The 20461-nt window shown below is 54.4% G+C and carries 16 protein-coding genes; 10 read left to right on the top strand and 6 right to left on the bottom strand.

The annotated features are described in order from the left end of the window. Positions 1-1227: an iron uptake system protein EfeO gene (gene efeO, locus O1V65_RS09665; RefSeq protein WP_084912400.1), complete on the bottom strand. Its 1227-nt coding sequence runs from the start codon at positions 1225-1227 to the stop codon at positions 1-3. Between the two features lie 60 nt (positions 1228-1287). Then, positions 1288-2883: an iron uptake transporter permease EfeU gene (efeU, locus tag O1V65_RS09660; RefSeq protein ID WP_165429605.1), complete on the bottom strand. Its 1596-nt coding sequence runs from the start codon at positions 2881-2883 to the stop codon at positions 1288-1290. Between the two features lie 683 nt (positions 2884-3566). Here efeU and O1V65_RS09655 point away from each other — a divergent pair. After that, positions 3567-4571, top strand: a complete 1005-nt coding sequence (locus O1V65_RS09655) for an aldo/keto reductase (RefSeq protein WP_165429604.1) — start codon at positions 3567-3569, stop codon at positions 4569-4571. A 24-nt stretch (positions 4572-4595) separates the two neighbouring features. Continuing rightward, on the top strand, positions 4596-5642 hold the full coding sequence (locus O1V65_RS09650; protein ID WP_017492859.1) for an NAD(P)-dependent alcohol dehydrogenase: 1047 nt from the start codon (positions 4596-4598) through the stop codon (positions 5640-5642). Positions 5643-5793: 151 nt separating this feature from the next. Here the strand turns inward: O1V65_RS09650 and O1V65_RS09645 are convergent, their stop codons facing one another. From O1V65_RS09645 to lldR, 3 genes are all read right to left on the bottom strand, one after another. Next, a complete protein-coding gene (locus O1V65_RS09645; RefSeq protein ID WP_017492860.1) occupies positions 5794-6825 on the bottom strand; it encodes an isocitrate/isopropylmalate dehydrogenase family protein in 1032 nt (343 codons plus the stop codon). A 238-nt stretch (positions 6826-7063) separates the two neighbouring features. Continuing rightward, positions 7064-8212 carry an FMN-dependent L-lactate dehydrogenase LldD gene (lldD, locus tag O1V65_RS09640; RefSeq protein WP_017492861.1) on the bottom strand — a complete coding sequence of 383 codons (1149 nt, stop codon included), beginning with the start codon at positions 8210-8212 and terminating at the stop codon, positions 7064-7066. Between the two features lie 23 nt (positions 8213-8235). Next, positions 8236-8997 (bottom strand): transcriptional regulator LldR, encoded by a 762-nt coding sequence (lldR, locus tag O1V65_RS09635; RefSeq protein WP_269130460.1) that lies wholly within the window; start codon positions 8995-8997, stop codon positions 8236-8238. 313 nt (positions 8998-9310) lie between these two features. Here lldR and O1V65_RS09630 point away from each other — a divergent pair, with 313 nt between their 5' ends. The 8 genes from O1V65_RS09630 to O1V65_RS09595 all read left to right on the top strand — a co-directional run bounded on the left by O1V65_RS09630 (position 9311) and on the right by O1V65_RS09595 (position 19017). Continuing rightward, the gene (locus O1V65_RS09630) at positions 9311-10321 is read left to right on the top strand and encodes an MDR family NADP-dependent oxidoreductase (RefSeq protein WP_139802798.1); all 1011 of its coding nucleotides are present in this window, start codon (positions 9311-9313) and stop codon (positions 10319-10321) included. Positions 10322-10531: 210 nt separating this feature from the next. After that, positions 10532-11737, top strand: a complete 1206-nt coding sequence (gene hemA, locus O1V65_RS09625; RefSeq protein WP_165429603.1) for a 5-aminolevulinate synthase — start codon at positions 10532-10534, stop codon at positions 11735-11737. Between the two features lie 10 nt (positions 11738-11747). Continuing rightward, the gene (locus tag O1V65_RS09620) at positions 11748-12581 is read left to right on the top strand and encodes a TauD/TfdA dioxygenase family protein (RefSeq protein WP_017494386.1); all 834 of its coding nucleotides are present in this window, start codon (positions 11748-11750) and stop codon (positions 12579-12581) included. Continuing rightward, positions 12581-13546, top strand: coding sequence for a 3-oxoacyl-ACP synthase III family protein (locus O1V65_RS09615; RefSeq protein WP_017494387.1), 966 nt, complete (start codon positions 12581-12583; stop codon positions 13544-13546). Before O1V65_RS09620 ends, O1V65_RS09615 begins: the two co-directional genes overlap by 1 nt. Beyond that, the gene (locus O1V65_RS09610) at positions 13543-14706 is read left to right on the top strand and encodes an ATP-grasp domain-containing protein (RefSeq protein ID WP_269130459.1); all 1164 of its coding nucleotides are present in this window, start codon (positions 13543-13545) and stop codon (positions 14704-14706) included. Before O1V65_RS09615 ends, O1V65_RS09610 begins: the two co-directional genes overlap by 4 nt. 48 nt (positions 14707-14754) lie before the next feature. Next, entirely contained in the window at positions 14755-16614 is a 1860-nt protein-coding gene (locus O1V65_RS09605) for a phenylacetate--CoA ligase family protein (RefSeq protein WP_269130458.1), read from the top strand. Next, positions 16611-17816 (top strand): pyridoxal-phosphate-dependent aminotransferase family protein, encoded by a 1206-nt coding sequence (locus O1V65_RS09600; RefSeq protein ID WP_192503587.1) that lies wholly within the window; start codon positions 16611-16613, stop codon positions 17814-17816. Before O1V65_RS09605 ends, O1V65_RS09600 begins: the two co-directional genes overlap by 4 nt. After that, complete coding sequence (locus tag O1V65_RS09595) at positions 17809-19017, top strand: MFS transporter (protein ID WP_017492179.1); 1209 nt, start codon at positions 17809-17811, stop codon at positions 19015-19017. The genes O1V65_RS09600 and O1V65_RS09595 overlap by 8 nt, the downstream gene beginning before the upstream one ends. Positions 19018-19027: 10 nt before the next feature. Here the strand turns inward: O1V65_RS09595 and O1V65_RS09590 are convergent, their stop codons facing one another. Further along, on the bottom strand, positions 19028-20110 hold the full coding sequence (locus O1V65_RS09590) for an Ldh family oxidoreductase (protein ID WP_017492178.1): 1083 nt from the start codon (positions 20108-20110) through the stop codon (positions 19028-19030). Between the last annotated feature and the right edge of the window lie 351 nt (positions 20111-20461).

Genomic DNA, 20461 nt, shown 5'->3' with positions numbered 1-20461 from the left:
TCATTTGCCTCCGCTGGTGGCCACTTTCTCAGCGATTTTAGACAACGGCTCTTGCAGCGCCTGAACGCTACGGCTCAGCTTGGCGCCGTCAGCCGCTTTGATTTCGGCGGTGTAGTATTTGAAGCCGCCTGGGACTTTAGGGTCACGGTAAGTGTCCAGAAGCTTGTTAACCGCATCAAACTGCTCGGCAACGCGTTTGGTCAAGTCTGGATCGATCTTCTCGAGGCCCGGTTGCAGGTAAGCGAAGGACTGCTGTGCGCCTTCCACGTTGCCTGCAAAGTCTACCAGGTCGATGTGGCTGAAGGCTTCTTCTTCACCGCTGATTTTAGTGCTCTGCACTTCTTCCAGCAGGTCCGCTGCGCCGTTTGCCAGATCTTCTGGTTTATAGGTTAATGCTTTGGTCAGCTTGTCGAGCTGCTGAACGTTTTTCTGCAATTCTGCGGCCAGCTGTTTAGTTTCTGGGGTTATTTTCCCGTTACCGAACAGATCGCGTTCGATAGCGTGGAAGCCGTGCCAGCCCACTTTAGGGTCAAGGTTGGAGGCGCGCATGTCAATCAGGTAATCGAGGTTGCCCGCGTTGTCCGTGGCCTTGAAGCCCGGCAGCACGAAGCCGCTGACGTCAGATTCGATACGCTCGTAGAAAGGACGCGCTTTTGCATAGTCTTCTTTGGCTTTGGTCAGATTACCCGCGTCGATGTCGGTTTTCAGACGATCGACCGCGACGACCATGGCATCGACCACGCCGTTAACGTAGGTGGAGTAGCCTTTCGTGCCGTCGGCCAGCAGGGTACCTGCGCTGCCTACCGGCTGTGCGGCGCTCTTACCGGTGACGGTGAAGTTGATCAGTTCCTGTTTTGCACCCGGGCAATACAGCTGATAGGTGCCGCCGTCCAGCGTCAGGGTGAATTTGGATGCCGGCAGGCCCGGAGCCAGATTCTCTTTTTCACCCAGAATACGGTTGTCGCTCAGCAGTTCGATTTCGGTCAGCGAGGTCGCGGTTTTGTTAATCACGTTAAAGGTGATTGGGCCTGCTTTTGCCGTGTTGTGGTCGATAACGCATGAGCCGCCGTCGGCGCTGGTCATCGTAATATTGACCTGTGCGGCTCCGTTTTTAACCGGTGCAGGTGCTGCATCCTGAGAGTAAGCATCAACAGAGAACATCAGCAGTGCAGTCAGACATCCGGCTGTGGTCAGAGCTTCTTTTCTCTTAAAAGTTTTTTTAAACATAACGCTGTCCTTTATTGTTATCAGCAAGGTAGTACGAGTTAGGTCGATCTAGAGGTTCTGCTATTGGAGACCCTGTTTTTTCTGGTACATCTGTTGTTGCGGCAAAGCATGAGCCTGGCGAAGGCGCTTGAGGCTTCGTTGGGCAATCACCAGGAAAATGATGGCCAGCGCCGCTAAAAAGGCCGGCAGCATGTGCGCCCAGAAAACGTAGCTCTGAAGTGACAACTGTTGGGCCTTCAATTGGGTCATCAGGTCCTGCTGGTACGCGGCGCTGACCTGCCAGCCGCAGCCGGTATCAAGTTGACTGCGGCGAACGGTCAGGGTGCGCGGAGACTGTAGGCCGCTGCCTGTTAGCGTCACCAGCGTCTCGCCCTGAGCGGTAGACGAGAGCAGGGTGCCCTGTGCGACCCTGGTGGTCAGGTTGCAGTTGACCGTCCATTTAGCGTTATAAGGCCCCGGATGCTGGCCGGGATTGAGTCCGATAGGAATACGATTGCCGTTGAAGGCCATGACCTGGTCCAGCGTCACGATAGCGGGTGCGCCGTCGGGTGAGGTGCTGTTCTGAGTATTCCATTCCTTCACCGCAACACCCTGGTAGGAATCGGTTTTTTGGTCAGCACTCTTTAGGTCGGCCTGAACGACCTTGCCGCCGGTCAGCGCGACGCGCAGCTGATAGCCGGAACCATCGGCGTTGGTGAGGCTTGCCTGACCCAGCGGCCTGGCATCGTTATTGACCAGCGGGGCAGCATCAGGAACGTTCAACTGAGGCTGCGGATAGAGGCAGAACAGGGCGACGGCGGCGGCGGCGAGTGTGCCCGCAGAGGCAAACAGCGAACGGGTCGCTGCTTTTGGCGATGGACGCAGTTTGGCAGGCCAGTAAAGCACTACAGCGACCAGGACGATGTAAAGCAGCCAGCCGACTATCTCTATCTGACGTGGATCGGCAGGCATACCCAGCACGCCGGTAATCAGCGCAGAGCGCACGGTGCCGGGAGGAACAAGCCAGGTGAGGTCGACGAAACGCGCCTGACCGACGTTTAGCCAGCCAGCCTCGTGTGCGCTGCGCAGAGAGGAGATGATAAGGCCTGCGGCAACCAGAATCAGGAACATGCCGGTGAAGCGGAAGAAACGCGCAAGATTGATGCGGATACCGCCAACATAGAGTCCCCAGCCGATAACCACGGCCATAATGAGCCCGACAACTGCCCCTATCGCCGCCCACATGGCTGACTGAGCCACGGAGAAGGTGGCAAGCAGGAATACGCTGGTTTCGAAGCCTTCTTTGAGTACCGCCAGAAATGCCATGCTGGCAAGGGCGAATGCGCTAGACTGACTGATGGCTTGCGCCGCTTCGGTCTCGAGCTCTTTCTTGATGTTTTTGGCGTTGGTATTCATCCACATTACCATGCCGGTCACGAAGAACACCGCTACCAGCCCGATGATGGACTCCATAAACTCCTGGCTTGCCTGCGGCAGGGCGCGCTCGGTCAAGTCCAGACCGACGCCGACAATAATAGAAAGCAGGACGGCCAACGCCACACCTGCCCACATTGCAGACAGGCTTTTGCCATTTTTTCTTAGAAAGGCCGCGATGATACTGACGATCAGCGCAGCTTCAAGTCCTTCACGCAACGCGATAACAAAGGTTGCTAACACTGGGGCAACTCCGAACCGTAAATGATTCATTAAATGATAATTATTATTAATATCACTATCGTTATTTAGTTGGAAGATCTGACCAAAAATAAAAAGTAAAAAATCTTTATTTCATTTCCAGTTGTATCAAATTATTTCCTTTGAATTTCCCGGTGCAAAATAATAAAAATCCGCTGCCTCGTGTCGCGGGGAGGGAGTCTCGTTGATTCACATGGGGATCCTAGCCTTGGTGCAGCCTGCGGAGAAAAACACCGGCGGGAGAGGGGGATGATTAACGCTAAAAATCCCGTTAAAACCACGCTATCGAAAAATAACGGTAATTTAATTAACCATTCTCTTAATGTTTTTTTAAGGTTCAATTAAAGCATTTCATTGAAGTCAGGTAATTAATCTCGAAGCAGAGTCCTGATAATCGCCAATATATAAGTTTCGTTTAATAAATACCCGATTCCTTACGACGTTGAGGGGAGGTCGTGAGATTATTTATTTCTTTCCCGGCCCGCCTCCTTTTTATGATGCGCCATTAGTGAATTTTGCTCATAAATCTATTCAAGAATAGCTATTTATCAATCAATCCACGGATGCCACTATTAAAAAAAAGCTGACGACGCCAGCGCTGAGCGTTGATGACACACGCCCGGCGCAGGCTGATGTTGAAAGTCAAACCGATAAACGGAGTCAATATGAACTACAAGAATTTAGGCCGCAGCGGACTGAAAGTTTCCCCGCTTTGCCTGGGAGCCATGATGTTTGGTGGTGAAACTGATTTAGAAACGTCTAAACGTATCATCGCGAAAGCCGGTGAGCAGGGGATAAACTTTATCGATACTGCCGACGTTTATCACGCGGGTAAATCCGAAGAAGTGGTCGGCAAGGCCGTGGCGGCGAACCGTGATGACTGGGTTATCGCGACCAAGTTCGGCTTCCCGTTTGCCGGGGGGCCAAATCAGGTAGGGCAGTCAAGAAAGTGGATCCGCCAGACGGTCGAAGGCAGCCTGAAGCGCCTCGATACTGACTACCTTGATATTCTTTATTTTCACCGTGCGCTGCTTGACCTGCCGCTAGAAGAGAGCGTTCGCGCGATGGGCGAACTGATCAATCAGGGTAAAATCCGCTACTACGGCGTGTCTAACTTCTCTGGCTGGCGCATTGCCGAGATGTGTCGCATCGCCGACCAGCTCGGGATAGAGCGTCCGGTGGTCAGTGAGCCGCTGTATAACATCGTTGACCGTAAATCAGAGGTTGAGCAGATCCCTTCTGCTGCGCATTACGGACTGGGCGTGGTGCCCTATAGTCCGCTGGCACGCGGCGTATTGACCGGCAAATATAATGCCAAGACCGCCCCGCCGACAGACAGCCGTGCAGGACGCGGTGACATGCGCATCAAACAGACTGAATGGCGTGAAGAATCTATTTCGATTGCCGAGAAGATTGCCGCTTACGCCGCCGAACGCGGCACTAACTCAATTGCCTTCGCTATCGCTTGGGTATTGAATAATCAGAATATTTCTTCTGCTATCGTGGGACCCCGCACCGAAGCTCACTGGGACAGCTACATGCAGAGTCTGGACGTTTCCATCACCCAGGAAGATGAAGATTTCATCAATTCTTTAGTTGCGCCGGGCCATGCCTCGACCCACGGCTATACTGATCCAGGTTATCCGGTCGAAGGCCGCAGAACACGTTAACTACTCAAACTGAAGGTAATGTAAATGCTGACGAAAGGCTACGCTGCACTCAAAGCCGGCGACAAGCTGGCACCCTTTTCATTCGAACGTCGTGAATTACGCGATAACGACGTGGCGATGGAAGTTCTCTACTGTGGCGTTTGCCACTCGGATTTGCATCAGGCGCGCAACGACTGGGGATTTGGACTCTTCCCGATGGTGCCGGGCCACGAGATTGTGGGGCGCGTGACCGCCGTCGGGAGCGCGGTAAAAAATACCAAAGCCGGTGACGTGGTCGCTGTCGGCTGTATGGTCGACTCCTGTCAGGAGTGTGACCAGTGTCGTCACGGCGAAGAGCAGTACTGCCGCGAAGGTATGACGCCGACTTATGCAGGTCAGGATCGTCTGACCCAAGAGGTTACGCAGGGCGGTTATTCGAAGCATCTGGTGGTGCGAGAGGAGTTCATCCTGCGCGTTCCCGAGACACTGGACTACTCCCGCGTTGCGCCTTTGCTGTGCGCCGGTATCACCACTTATTCGCCGCTGCGCACCTGGGGCGTAGGTCCACAGAGCCGCGTGGCGGTGGTCGGTCTGGGCGGACTCGGTCACATGGCCGTTAAGCTCGCCGCAGGGCTGGGGGCGACGGTCACGGTGATTGGCCGTTCTGCCGCCAAAGCCGCAGATGCTAAAGAGCTGGGTGCTGACGATTATCTGATTTCAACCGACGCCAGCGCGATGGAAAAAGCGCAGAGCCGCTTTGATTTCATCATCGACACCATTCCGGTACAGCACGATGTTTCTGTCTATATGCCGCTGCTGGACGTTGACGGTACGATGGTGATGGTGGGGCAGATTGGCCCAATCGACGAACAGCCGACCATGCCATTAGTGTTTGGTCGCCGCCGTCTGGCCGGGTCGCTGATTGGTGGAATTGCGGAAACGCAGGAGCTGCTCGATTTCTGCGGCAGAAAAAATATTCTGCCGGAGTGCGAAGTGATTAACATCGACGAGATCAACCACGCGTTTGAACGGATGGAGAAATCTGACGTGCGTTACCGCTTCGTGATCGATATGTCTTCGTTATCGGCCTAACCGACCACGCCTCTAAAACGGCATTGAGCTATCAGTGCCGTTTTTTATTCCTCACAGCGCAGCGCCTCGCGCACTCAGTGAAAGGCGGGATAGAAAAACGCCCCTGCGGTTGGCAGGGGCGTTGTCTTGGCTTTATCCGAACGGCGGGAAATTACTTCTCGAGACGACGGATAATCGCATCAGTAAATTCGCGGGTGGTGGCAGTGCCTTTCAGGTCGCCGGTGCGAATATTGTCTTCGTTCAGGGTGGCATAGATTGCTGCACGCAGTTTGGTTGCAGAGTCCTGCAGGCCTACGTGATCCAGCATCATGCCAGCTGCCAGCAGCAGGGAGATCGGGTTGGCAAGGCCTTTACCCGCGATGTCCGGTGCTGTGCCGTGAACGGCTTCGAAAATAGCGGCATCTTTACCGATATTGGCACCCGGTGCCATACCCAGACCGCCGACCAGACCGGCGATTTGGTCAGAAAGAATGTCACCAAACAGGTTGGTACACAGCAGCACGTCGAAACGCCATGGGTTCATCACCAGCTGCATCGCACAGGCGTCGACAATCATGTCGTCCAGCTCAACGCGGCCTTCGTATTCTTTGGCCACTTCACGCACGGCATCCAGGAAGATACCGGTCAGGGCTTTCAGGATGTTAGCCTTGTGCACTACGGTGATTTTTTTACGGCCGTTTTTCACCGCGTATTCAAAGGCATAACGTGCAATGCGTTTGCTGCCTTCTTTGGTGTTTACGCCGGTAGAAACTGCTGCCGCTTTAGGGTCGTCACCGATGGGAATGTAATATTCGTGAGAGACGTAGAACCCCCCCAGGTTTTCGCGGAACAGCACCAGATCGATATCTTCGAAACGACCCGGGATCAGGGTGCTCGCAGGACGCACGTTGGCAAACAGCTCGAACTCTTCGCGCAGACGCACGTTTGAGGAGCGGAAGCCGCCACCGATTGGCGTTGCCAGTGGACCTTTAAGGGCCAGGCGACGTTCGCGGATACTGGCCAGGGTTTTCGCCGGCAGCGGATCCCCTTCAGCTTCGACGCCAGCTACGCCAGCCTGTTGCACATCCCATTCGAACGGTTGCCCTAGCGCATCCAGGACCCTGACGGTGGCTTCAACGACTTCCGGCCCAATGCCATCGCCAGGAATCAGCGTAGCGGGAATTTTCTTGTCTAGTTGGTGCATATTACCTTTCTCTTTATTTGATAAAAGGGGGGGACTACGTCAAGTTAGGCAGGTTAACGCCACTTCTCACACGGTGACAACAGTAATCTGCGCTTTGCTACATCTTTATAACATATCTGACACGTATCACATAAACGTTAGCCGACAATGCTAAAGTCAAAAAATGTTACCAGATTCGACTAAACTTTCTCCCCCCGCCGCGATCCCCGGCAATATTTGCTTAAATTCCCGCTCGTTGTTAGCGAATGACGCCTTCCCGCACCAACATGTCCGAGGTGATTTCGGCAATGGTTTTTGCGCCGGTCAGCGTCATGGCGACCTTCATCTCCTTTTCGATAAGCGTTAACAGCGCCTCGACGCCGCGTTCGCCGTGGGTGGCGAGGGCATAAAGGTACGCGCGACCGAGCAGCACGGTGTCGGCACCCAACGCAATCATGCGCACCACGTCCAGCCCGTTGCGCACGCCGCCGTCTGCCAAAATAGTAATATCACCTTTGACTGCCTCGGCGATGGCCGGCAAGGCGCGGGCGGTGGAAGGCACGCCGTCGAGCTGACGACCGCCGTGGTTGGAGACCACAATGCCGTCCGCCCCGAAACGCACGGCGTCGCGGGCGTCTTCGGCGTCAAGAATGCCTTTGATAACCATCGGGCCGTCCCAAAACTCCCTGATCCACTCGAGGTCTTTCCACGAAATGGAGGGGTCAAAGTTATTGGCCAGCCAGCCGATGTAGTCCTCTAATCCGGTGGGCGAGCCGCGATAGGCCGAGATATTGCCGAGATCGTGCGGGCGGCCATTGATGCCCACGTCCCACGCCCACTGCGGATGCGTGCAGGCCTGCCAGTAGCGGCGCATCGCCGCATTGGGGCCGCTCATGCCAGAATGGGCATCACGGTATCGCGCGCCCGGCGTAGGCATATCAACGGTAAATACCAGCGTCGAGCAGCCCGCTGCTTTGGCTCGCTCAAGCGCATTGCGCATAAACCCACGGTCGCGCAGCACATAAAGCTGGAACCACATCGGGCGGTCAATAGCCGGTGTCACCTCTTCGATAGGGCAAACCGACACGGTCGAGAGCGTAAACGGAATACCCTTGCGCGCCGCCGCTCGCGCCGCCTGCACTTCGCCACGTCGGGCATACATGCCGCACAGGCCCACCGGGCCCAGCGCCACCGGCATCGACAGCGTCTCATTGAACAATTTGGTTTCAAGATTCAGTGCTGACATGTTTTTCAGCACGCGCTGGCGTAGCGCTATCTGCGACAGGTCTTCGACGTTGCGTTTTAACGTCGTCTCGGTATAGGAGCCGCCGTCAATATAGTGAAACAAAAACGGAGGCAGTATGCGCTCTGCCGCAGGGCGATAGTCGCTGGAGGCTGAAATAATCATGGGTGATTCTCCTGAGTTCCTGGTTATTCCTGTCCGGGCAGGCGCGTGATGCGGGCCTGTCTGGCTTCATCTTCGTGTTGCGTTTTAATGGTCGAGTGAACGAAACCGATGTGCTCCATTGCCGCCAGCCGCGCCTGTTCGGCGTCGCCTTGCAGAATGGCGTTCAGCAGTGTGCGGTGCTGTTCGGTGAGTTTGGCGAAAATCGTCTGTTGGCTGTACATGCGCTGACGGCTTTGCATCACCGAAGATTGCAGCAGCTCAAAGAATCCGCGCATGGTTTGCAGCAGCACGACGTTGTGCGAGGCGGCCGCGATGGCGAGGTGAAAACGCACGTCGGCCTGCGCTGCGAGGTCAGGATTTTCGCTTTCGTTGAGCATCAGCGTGGCATCGAAGGCGTACTGCAACTGTTCCTTGTCGGCCTCCGTAGCGCGCAGGGCGGCGTACCAGGCGGTGCTGGCCTCGATGGAGTGCCGTGCCTCAAGAATATCGTAGCGATAGTCCGGATCCCGTATCACGAGCTCGCGCAGCGGGGCGACGATACGGGATCCGGCCCAGGGCTCCTGCCACTCGCGTAAATAGGTGCCCCCTCCCCGACGGCTGACCAGCAGGCCTGCGGCTATCAGTTTCTGGATAGCCTCGCGCAGCGATGAGCGTGACACACCAAGCTCGGCGGCCAGATGACGCTCGGCGGGCAGACGCATGCCGCCCTCGAGCTGCTGCTGGTCAATAAAGGCTTTCAAGCGGCCGACCAGACTGTCGGCGACGCGGGGGGAGGATGCGGGCATCGTAGTCTCTCATTTCTCAGGCCGGTATTTATTTTGGTCCGACCAAAATGCGCTATGTGGCGCTCTGTGGTTCAAATAGTTAATGAATTGTTGAAGTGTGGCAAGAAGGGCGGGCAACAGGATGCGTCATCTGCGAGCAGGATCGACTATTTGAGATGATTGGTAGGACCAAAGTTCATTATTGGGCCAAAGACCCTGACAACATCAGGCTTATGCTAATAACTTAAGAATAATTGCTTAATCGGCATTTAACGCCTCATCAATCCAATACTACATTTAGCCTTCAGGTTAATAATTCTACAGGGTAGTGAATGTGAGTCGTGATAACGTAAAAAAACAGCACAATATCTTTGTTCATCAGGTTTCCAGGCCCCACGGAGAGCCCCTTGCCGAGCATTTTCAATTTGTTCAACGGCCGCTGGAACCCTTGGGAGAACGGGCCGCATGGGTCGAGAATGTCCATTTCTCAGTCGACCCTTACATGCGCGAATGCATGGACGGCGACTGGGAGCTGAACGAACCATTAGAGGGGCGAACGATTGGACGGGTAATCCGCTCTAATACGCCGGCATTGCAGCCGGGCGACTGGGTCTTTCACCGCAAAGGATGGCGCACCTTCGCCCAGGTTGAGGCAGACGAAGTGCGGGTTCTGGCGCCGGTCGCGGGTGTGCCTTTGCGGGCGTGGCTGAGCGTATTGGGGGGAACGGGACTGACCGCCTGGGTAGCCTTGACCAAAATTGCCCGTTTGCAGCCCGGCGAGTCAGTGTATATCTCTTCGGCGGCAGGCGGCGTGGGGTCGGCAGCCGCCCAGTTTGCCGCGCTGCTGGGGGCTAAGCGCATCGTTGGCAGCACGCGTAATGCAGAAAAATCCAGGACTCTGACCGACAGGCTCGGATATACCGACGCCTTTGTTTATCAGTCCGGCAAGGTAAGCGCACAGTTGCGTGACATCATCCCCGAAGGTATCGACGTGTATCTGGACAATGTGGGCGGTGAGCAGCTTGAGGCCGCTATCGCCGCCTTCAAAGATTACGGGCGTGCAGCGCTGATAGGTGCGGTCGCGCAATACAGTGCCTTAACGCCACCGTCCGCCCCCTATAACCTGTTCGATGTCGTTGGCAAAAGCTTAACGTTGCAGGGTTTTCTGGTGCGTGACTATAAGCATCTACAGGAAGAGCTGGAGGAATTTATTATTCCTCATATTCAAAGTGGCAGAGTCGTGCCGCAGGATACGGTGACCTATGGCTTTGATCATATCGTCGAGGCATTTCTTTCGATGTTAAAAGGGGGGAATATCGGCAAGGCGATAGTCAGTATCGAATAAATTTATCATTAAGGAGATTAAATAGCGCAATTTATATTGCGCTATTTCCGCTTGTCTAAAATTAATTAATTTCTTCTTCAAATATTATGTATTGTCATAATCAACAATGTTTATCAATTAAAACTATTTAAGAAAATTTGGCTTAGTGGTTATCTTCGAGGGTAAATGACGTTCTTTATTAACGGGTGTTTCTTATAACAGAGGTGAGTCATGTCGATAATAGAGGTAGAGAGTAAAGATATTTATAATGATACTTTTTTTCATACGTTACAGCATTTGAAATCAACGGAAGCCTATCGTCATTTTCTCGAGTTTTCGCGTAGCGCAGGCCATTTCCCTCTTGCAGATTACCAGAATGAAAAGATTGAGGTCTGGTGCAGTAATGACTATCTGGGGATGGGGCAAAACCAGCAGGTTATCGATGATTTTAAGGCGTCAATTAGCCGATTTGGCGCGGGCTCCGGTGGCTCAAGAAACATCTCGGGAAATACCACCGCCCACGTGGCGTTAGAAAAGAGATTAGCCGATCTTTATCAGCGTGAAAGTGCGCTGGTATTTAATAATGGCTACCTGGCGAATACAGAAAGTCTGAGCGTATTGATTGGGCTGTTTGATAACATTAAAGTTTATTCCGACGAGTTAAATCATCGCTCTATTATTGAGGGGCTTAAAAAGAGCAAGGTCGAGAAGTATATATTCAAACACAACGACTTGAAGCATCTGGAAATAGGGCTTTCTCTGGAACCCTTTGAACGTCCTAAAATCATTGTGTTTGAGTCTATTTATTCGATGGATGGCGATCTGGCACCGGTTGAAGAAATAGTCCGTCTAGCCAAGAAATACAACGCCTTGACCTTTATTGATGAAACCCACTCCTTCGGCGTATTAGGGGAACGGGGATTAGGCCTGGTCGAAGCATTGCACGTCCGCGACGTTGACTTTATTCAGGGCGGATTTGGCAAGGCGATTGGCACCTCGGGAGGCTTTATCGTCGGCGATCGTGATGCGGTTGACTGCATCCGCAGTCTGGCACCGGGCTTTATTTTCACTACCTCGTTACCGCCAGCCTTATTGCACGCGACGTTGACCAGTATTAATCAAGTTGTCGCCAGTCCAGAACGTCGCAACAGGCTCTTCCAGAACGTGCGTCATCTGAAAGGCGCGTTACGTCGGCAAAACATCGATTTTATCGATGCCGAGAGCCATATCTTGCCGATTATTATCCCCGGTCTGGCCAGAATTAAAGCCGTCTCCGACCAACTGCTTAAGCAGTTCAAGATTTATGTGCAGCCTATTAATTATCCCTCCGTACCGCGCGGACAGGAGCGTTTTCGCGTCACCGTGACGCCCGATCATTCCATTGAACAGATCGAACGTTTCGCCGCTGCCCTGAAAAATACACTCGACCTTGCCTGAGGAATACACAATGAGAATTGAAAAAGTTAGCGATCATATTGGCGCCGAAATTCATGATGTTTCCATTCGCGATATTCGTGTTCCTGAGGTTCGTGACCGCGTATTGCATGCATTGCATGAGAATGAGCTGCTTATTTTCAAAGGACTGGATATTTCACCGGCGGAACAGGTTGAGCTGGCGCAGGTTATTGGCGAGCCGGTCCCGTTTGTGATGAGCCAGTATCGTCATCCTGAGCATCCTGAAATTATGATTTCCTCAAATGAAATCGTGAACGGTAAACCTTACGGCGTGCCGCGAGTCGGCAATTTCTGGCATCAGGACTCGTCGTATACCGATAATCCGACCACCTATACGCTGTTGCACGGCATTAATATTCCCGAGTGGAGTGGTGACACATTATTCTCGAGTGCGGGCAACGTTTACGACCGGCTTTCCACACACTGGAAGGATAAAATAGCCGGACGTGACGCGGTTCATACGGTCAGAAAACGCTTTAAAATCCGCCCTGAACATGCCGGCTATTCGATTACCGAATTGATGAAAAAGGCCGACGAGCTTCATCCTCCCGTGACTCATCCGCTGGTAAAAATCGACCCCTACACCAAGCTGCCTTATTTGTACGGTGCCAAGGACTATCTGGACTACGTGATTGGGTTCGATGCCAATGAAAACCACGAGTTTCTCAATCTGGTCGAAGAGTTAGTGACGGATCCCGCGCACGGCTACCGCCATAAATGGACCCAAGGTGACCTTCTTCTGTGGAAGACCGAGACGGCCTACCATGCGGTGACTGACGTCGAAGACAACCAGTCACGCACGGTTCACCGAGTGGCGGTGAAATAATGACGCGTGCAGGCATCACCGCGTTTGAAACTGTGATCCCGCCGGGCAGCCTGTCCCGGCAGGATATTGCACGGCTCTCAGGCGTAGAAGCCAAAGAGTTGGAGGAGATCCTTCCCGCCCCCGCGCTCTCGGTATTTGCTGCGGATAAGGCCGACTGGGAGTATGCCACTGAGGCGGCAAGTCGAGCTCTGGAGCAGGGCGCAGTGCCCGCCTCGCGGCTGGGGTGGATTATCTACTGTGGCTCCGGGGTATGGGATAAACCCTTCTGGTCACCCGCCGCCAAGGTGGCCGAGCAGTTAGGTGCCCATCAGGCGCACTGCTTTGAAGTGGTCAACTTTTGCAACGCGGGGGCGACGGGAATCGCCATTGCCAGCGACAGGGTCAACGCCAATCCTGGGAAGGTCGCGCTGGTGGTTATCTGCGACAGGCTAAGCGGTCTGATTGACCATTCAGACGCGGCGTCACGCGCCTTGTTCAATTTTGGCGACAGTGCGACGGCCCTGCTGATAGGCGTTGACCAGCCGCTGCTGACGCTGACCGCCTGCGATATGCAAACAGACCCTTCCTGGTGCGATATGTATCAGGGGGAATACCGCGAAGGGCGGGTACTGGCGCGTAAAAATAGTGTGCGTAAAGGCCTGCTGCAGGTGTACGTCGATATGCTCAGCAAGCTGCTGGACAGCAGCCTGTCAAAAGCGGCTACTCGTCTCGATGACCTGCGTTTTTTGCTCATTAATCAGGGAGATATTAACGTTCATCAAGCTCTGCTTACGCGGCTGGGGCTGCCCGCCGAGCGCAGTGTCTTCAACTATCACACCAACGGTCATCTGGGGGGCGGTGATAACTGGATAGCCCTCCGCCAGTTGCTGGCGGCGGGGAAGTTGAACAAGGGTGACAGACTCGCGCTGGCCACCAGCGCCATGGGCTTCAGTTGGGGAATTTCGCTGTTCGAGGTAACGCGATGAAGATACTGATTTTGCATCAGGCACCGTTTAAGAAGATGCGCTATGACCTGGTTATCGATCACCAACAGCATCAGGTTACCTACATTGGCCTACAGCAACATCTGAATGATTTGCCTGAGGCGTTGCACCTGCAAAAAATCGTGCTGCCGCCCGGTTCAGAAAACGCTCTGGTGTCGGCGGTTTTGGCGCGGGTCAGCCCAAGCGACGGCTATGCGTCGCTGTTGGCCCTGTCGGAATACGGCATTCTCGAGGCGTGCCAGATTCGCGCCGAACTGGGGATCCCGGGGCCGTCCTATCAGCAAATCGAGCGGGTTCGCGACAAGGTCAAAATGAAACAGCGGATAGCCGAGCAGGGAACGCTGCGTTATCCCCGCTTCATCGAAACGCCCGAACAGGTCGCAGGCGGCGGCTGGGCGGGAAAAACCATCAGCAAGCCGCGCGACGGGGCCTCCAGCCAGGGTATCGTCCTCCATGACAGCTTTTCGCAGGCCGTTGCGCACCTTGAGTCAACAACCGGCTGGGCCAACTATGAGCTTGAAGAGTTTATCGAGGCACCGCTTTATCACTTTGACGGCGTTGTGGTTGCCGGAGAGGTCAAGCACCTGTTGGCCAGCCGCTATATCAACTCTCCGCTGAAGTACCTTGCCGGAGTACCGGTCGGCTCGTTTCAGGTGGCGCTCAACGACATTTTCCGAACGTTTATCGACCAGGTGATTGGCGCACTGGAGATCCGCCGTGGCTGTTTCCACATCGAGGCATTTTACGACGGCAGGGCGTGTATCTTTCTTGAGGCCGCCAACCGGCTGGGCGGGGCGCGTATCGTTGAGACGCATCAATTCAGAACCGGCGTGCATCTTCCCTCGGTGGAGATAAGCGACTATCTCGCGCTTCCCGCGCCGCGTCATCAGCCTGACTCAACGCAGTATTTTGGCTTCGTGCTGTATCCCGCTCACCAGGCGCAGGACGCCAAAACGCTCAGCATACCGGAAAGCCTTTTGTGCAGCCCGCATCTGGTCAGCTTTCAGCGCGGAGGCGGGCAGACGGGAACGCTTACCTACAACGAAGATCTCCTCCCGCTGTCACTGATTGCTCGTGCGGACTCTCCACAGCGACTGCAACTCTTCCTCCAGCGATGTTTAACGGAAATTTCTGCGCACTGAATTAGCCCTAAACATTCACTCATCCAATCACTTTGGTGGAGCGACACTATGCAATTTATCAGCGATCGAATTATTACCCTGGCGGCACTCTTTGACGATTTGCAGCACAATACGCAATGGGCAGAGACGCTCACACCGCAACAGGCGCAGCAGATTAACGCGCTGCTGGATGCGACAGCGTTAGAGCAGGCGGTGCAGATAAGGTTGGGCAATCTGCATGCGCTTCCTTGGATCTACTATCCCGCCAACAATGAAGTTACCGAGCTGTTGCCGATGGGGGCGGTGACTTTAAGGAGCGCGAGCCTGGAAGGCGAGGTGCGCGGCGTGCTACTGGCCTGGCTCACCGGCAATCAGGTCACTGTGGTCAGCCCGTTTACCCACTTTTGGCAGCAGCTAACGGCAAGGGCATCGCGCCTGAAGGTGTTTACCCCCTTTAACATTCGGCTGGAGGCGGTGGCGAAAGACCCGGCGACGGTGATTGTTATCCCGGCGCAGGCGGCGTTGCAAAACGTCGGCGGCCGCTATCAGGTCACTCCAGCAGGCCGAACGGCCTATGCGCTGTCGATAGATTTACTCGACGCGTGGAGCGCAGCGCTGATTGTTAAAGTGCACCACGCGGGGGTCTCACTGAGTGAGGCTCGCAGCCAGCTGAGTGTTGATGAACGTCGCCAGCGACTCGACAGTCGTCTGCGTTTCCTGCTTTACAAAACTCGACGTCTCCCGCATTACCAGCAGACGCCGCAGCCGCAAACCCTCGACCAACTGCACCAGCTGCCGGTGTTAACCAAAGAAGCCCTGGAGAAAGAGTCGCCGCCTTATGGCCGGGGGATGGCGTCGGACGCACTTCCGTCCGGCGAAGTGCTGGTGTCGGGGTCCAGCGGCGGCAAGACCCGTTATATTCCCTACTCGCGCGATGACTGGCAAAGCATGATTCATGAGGCGGTACAGACGCTGTATGACGTCGGGCTGGCGGCGGGCGACAGGGTGGTGAACACGCTTTACGGCGGGCACATGTACGGTGGAATGTTGACCTCGTCGCAGGAGCTGGCGCTGATGCCGGTCGAGTCGTATACCGTGGGCCAAAACATTACCCCGCAAGAGTTGGTTAACCTGCAAAAAACCTTTGGCATCAATACGGTTATCGGCATTCCCAGCCTGCTCGACACCTTGCTCACGCAGGCAAAAGAGATCAATCCTCAGTTCAGCATCGAAAAGGTGATTTACGGTGGGGCGCTATGGCCTGAGCACCGCAAACAGTGGCTGACCGAGACGCTGGGGATCAAGACGTTTCACAGCATTCTGGCGGCCAATGACGGGGCGCAGATTGGCTATCAGTCAGGGGCTTTACAGGGCGTCGATCATTATCTGGTCGATGATTATAACTATGTTGAAATCGTCGATGACCACGGGCAGCCGGTCGCGGAGGGAGCGCGCGGGCATATTCTGCTGACCAATTGGCAGAAGTTTGAATATCCTCTAATTCGCTACAAAATCGGTGACGTTGGGCGCATTCACCGACAAGTGAACGGTGAGCGCGTGCTCGAGTTTCTCGGGCGCGGCGACGGTCTGATTGTTCTCAATGGCCGTAAGGCACTTTACTATCAACAAGTTGCCGATGTGCTGTCGGAGGAAGGAATAGGGCAAATTCAGCTGACCATTAGCCATCGGGGGCATCAGGAAACGCTGCAGGTCAGCGTTGAGGCTGCACATCCGGTGGATGCGCAGGCGCTGGAGCAAAAATTGCAGGCGGCGCTGCCGTCGCTGCGACCGGGTGACGGCGTGGCCATCGAGCTGCTGGATTTCCGCGTCAGGGTCGTTCAGGTGCAAAAACTGGCTCGTCATCCGGTCAGTGGCAAAATTCGGCTGGTTGAGGACCTGCGTTTTTCACCTTCCGGGGAGGTCGCATGATCCCTGCCAATACATTCCCGGCGCTGGGAAATAGCTTTTTTCCTCAGGAAACACTGTTGATGGGGGCCGGGCCTGTGCCTCAGCCACCGTCGGTGAAGCAGGCGAATACCCACATTGCCAGCCACCTGGGCCAGAGAATGAATGAGGTGGTTGAACAACTGAAGGCGATGGCACGCTATGCGTTTCAGACCACCACCCCCTGGGTTTTTGGTCTGTCAGGGCCGGGTTCGGCGGCGGCAGAGATGGCCATCGGTAATCTGGTTCATCGCCGCTCGCGCGTTTTGGCCATCAGCTCAGGGCATTTTGGCTTAAGGATGTGCGAAATGGCGCGACGTCATCAGGCCAAGGTGGTGCTGTTCGAATTCGACGGCAGGGAGGCCTTTCCGCTGGACCGGCTTCGTGCGTTGCTGGAGCAACAGGTTTTTGACGTGGTTACGCTGGTCCACGGCGAAACGTCGTCAACCACGCTGAACCCTGATTTGCCAGAGATTGCCGCGCTGTGTAAAAAACAGCGGGCGCTGGTGGTGGTCGATACGGTTTGTACGCTGGGAACCACCGAGGTATTGATGGACAACTGGCAGTTGGACGTGGTGTTTTGCGGTGGGCAAAAGGGCCTGTCGTCCATTCCCGGCGTGTCGTTGATTGCCTTCTCGAACGAGGCGTGGGAGCGCGTCGTTCAACGCACCTTTACGCCAACGCAGTGGTGCTATGACGCCCTGCTGGCGAAGGAGTTTTGGCATCACCACCGTTATCATTACACCGCACCGGTCAATGGTATTTTCGCTCTGCACGAGGCGCTGCGCCTGCTGAACGAAGAAACATTGCCGCTGCGCATTCAGCGTCATCGCCAGAGTTCGCAAGGCGTACAGAAGGTTCTTCTGCAATTTGGTTTAACGCTGGCGGCACCGCTGCCAACGCGGCTGGACGCCGTCGTTGGATTTCAGCTGCCGGTCTGGTTATCCTCTGTGGCGTTGATTGATCACCTGTTGTCACAGCATCAGGTCGAGATTTCAGCCTCATTCGGTTCACCGCTGTTACGCATCGGTCAAATGGGCGAGCAGTGTCGGGCGGCAAACGTACTTCGTTTGGTCACTGCGCTGGGTGAATCACTTGATGCATTAGGGCATCCCGTCGACCTGGTCGGCGCCTTAAAGACCGTATCGGCGCAGTATGGCCACAGGGAGTTGTTGCAATATGATTAGGAATTCTTTTTTATGGCCGTTGTTTATTCTGGATTTTATTCTGCATTTTAGCAGGGCGCTGACGTTTACATTTTTCCCCATTTATCTTTCACATACCCTGGGTTTTAATCCATTACTGACCGGCTATGCGCTGGGCGGAAGTCTGGTGACCGCCACGCTGGTAGGGGTCTATTGCGGGATTCTGATTGACCGCTTTACCCCACTGCGTTCACTGCTGCTGGCCATCGTGGTTTCTGTGCTGGTGTATAGCGTGCTTCCGGCGTCTCGTCAGTTTGCGCAGGTGTTCTTGCTGCTGGTGATCATCGAGGTGGCGTTTACCACCATGCATCTGTCGGTGAAGTCGCTGTTGACGGGATTATTGCCGTCGGGGCAGCGGGGGGCGGCCTACTCGATAAGTTATACGCTGATTAATATCGCTTTTTGCAGCGCGCCGATACTGGGTATCACCCTCAGTCACTTCGCTATACGCGCTCCGATGTGGCTTTCGGGGGCGCTCAGCGTAGTTTCTTTGCTGATTCTGCTGGCCGTTTATCGCCGTTATCGCGCCCATCTACGGATAACGCGTCCACAAAGCGGGCAAAAAACCGGTCTCAGGCAGACCTTTAAGGTCTTAGCCAGCGACAATCGTCTGCAACTTTTTACCCTCGGTGGATTGTTTAGTGCGCTGGTTTATGCACGTTTTGCCACCTACCTTTCGCAGTATCTGGGTTATGTGGTCAGTGAGTCGGAGGCGCTGAGGCTGATTACGCTTATCGTGAGTATTAACGCCGCAACCGTTATTCTGCTGCAATACGTGATAGGCAAAAGGATAACCCATAAAAATATGGTGTTTAGCGTGATGATTGGCAGCGGGTTGTTAGTCAGTGGATTGTTGTTCTATCAGGTCTCGGAGCTGACCATTTTCTGGATTATTGCCACCGTGCTATTTTCACTCGGAGAGGTGATTATCGTACCGTCCGAGTTTCTGTTTATCGACGCCATCGCGCGGGAAGATATGAAAGGGGCCTACTTTGGCGTCCAAAATATCTCGATGCTGGGCGGTGGGGCGAACGCTATCCTGTTTGGATATTTACTGGATAGCCATCTCGCCCGACCTGCGGCAATATTCTATTTCCTGATGGTGTTTGCGGTGCTTGGCTGTGCCCTTTATCTGATAGGCATCCGGCAAAAGCGGGCCGTTGCCGTGGTGGATGAGTCATAGCCTCAGGCTTTTAGCCTAAAATAAATTCAAAGTTGTCATGCAGGCATATCTGCTGTAGCTGACCGAGCAGCGCCGTGGGCAGAGGAACGCCGTTTTTGCTGCGTTCACGGTGCTGCCGATTCTCCGGATCGCCCGCCACTAACACCGGGCGTTGCACATCGCTTGGCGAGGTGGCGTGCAGGGTATCGATAATCTCGTCGAGGTCCTGCTTAAAACCGTTCTCCGTGCGGAAGGCTTTGGGGTCTAGCACCAGGAAGAAATGGCCAACGTTCGGCATGCCTTCTTTGTCGTTGGTGGCACCAAACGCTGCACCGGCCAATGGACCCGCGAGTATCTGCGCCAGCATCGCTAAACCATACCCCTTGTGACCCCCGGTTTCCTCTGCACCACCGACCGGCGTCAAGCCGCCTTTGGGGGTCTGAAAGATGTTATTTACCGCCAGCGCGCTGTCGGTGACCGGCTGACCGTTTTCATCAATAACCCAGCCTGACGGCAAAGGTTTGCTATAGAAATCATAAACCTTGACCTTGTTGGCCGCGACAGTGGTGGTGGCCATGTCCAGCACGAAATCGGCGTTTTTTCCGGCCGGGGCCGAAAAAGCAATCGGATTGGTGCCCAGCACCGCTGAGGCTGCGCCGGTCGGCACCAAAATCGCACCGCGGGTGGTGCTGGTGACCAGGCCTATCAAACCCTGTGAGGCGGCGTAGCGGGCGTAAAGACCGGCTGCGCCAAAATGGTTGGAGTGACGTACCACCACGGAGGCGAGGCCGAGGGTTTTTGCTTTCTCTACTGCCGTTTTTATCGCCAGCAGCGACGTGGCGTGGCCCAGAGAGTGGCCGCCGTCAATGACCGCCGTTGCCGGCGTTTCGTTGATAATTTTGGCTCGTGCGGCTGGTCGCCACTTGCCCGCCTGAAGAAGACGATGATAGTGCGGCAGCATCGAAATACCGTGTGAGTCGATGCCTAATAGGTCGGTTTCAATGATAAGCTCAGCCGTCTGAGCGGCAATATCATCGGGCATTCCCCAGCCGGTCAGAATAATTTCAGTCTGCTTTCTAAGAACCTCAGCTTGAAAAGTGGGTAATTGACGCATTGTTATTTCTCCAGTGTGAATATAATTTTTGTGATAATAAATGAAAGAAATTATTTTCTATTTTTTCTTTAGTGTTTAATTAAGTGAAATATACAGGGCCGTATTTTTTGTTATTGTTTATTTATTTTTTCTGTGGCCGGTGAACAACCAAGGGGCTGGGCTTTACCCCCCCTAGACATTAGTAGGTACTGCACGTATTTCCCAAACTAAAAAAATGGCTATCTATTTGTGAATTTTAGAAAAGCGATAGGGCACGAAATCATTGCTTATCTGTTTTTTTATCGTAGCATGAGAATTAGCTCCATTATCCTGGCTCACGGCTATTGAAACTGACGCTGTATCATTAATGGT

The organism is Rouxiella badensis, from assembly GCF_026967515.2.
Taxonomy (GTDB): domain Bacteria; phylum Pseudomonadota; class Gammaproteobacteria; order Enterobacterales; family Enterobacteriaceae; genus Rouxiella; species Rouxiella badensis.
This window is presented reverse-complemented; position numbering and strand designations above follow the sequence as displayed.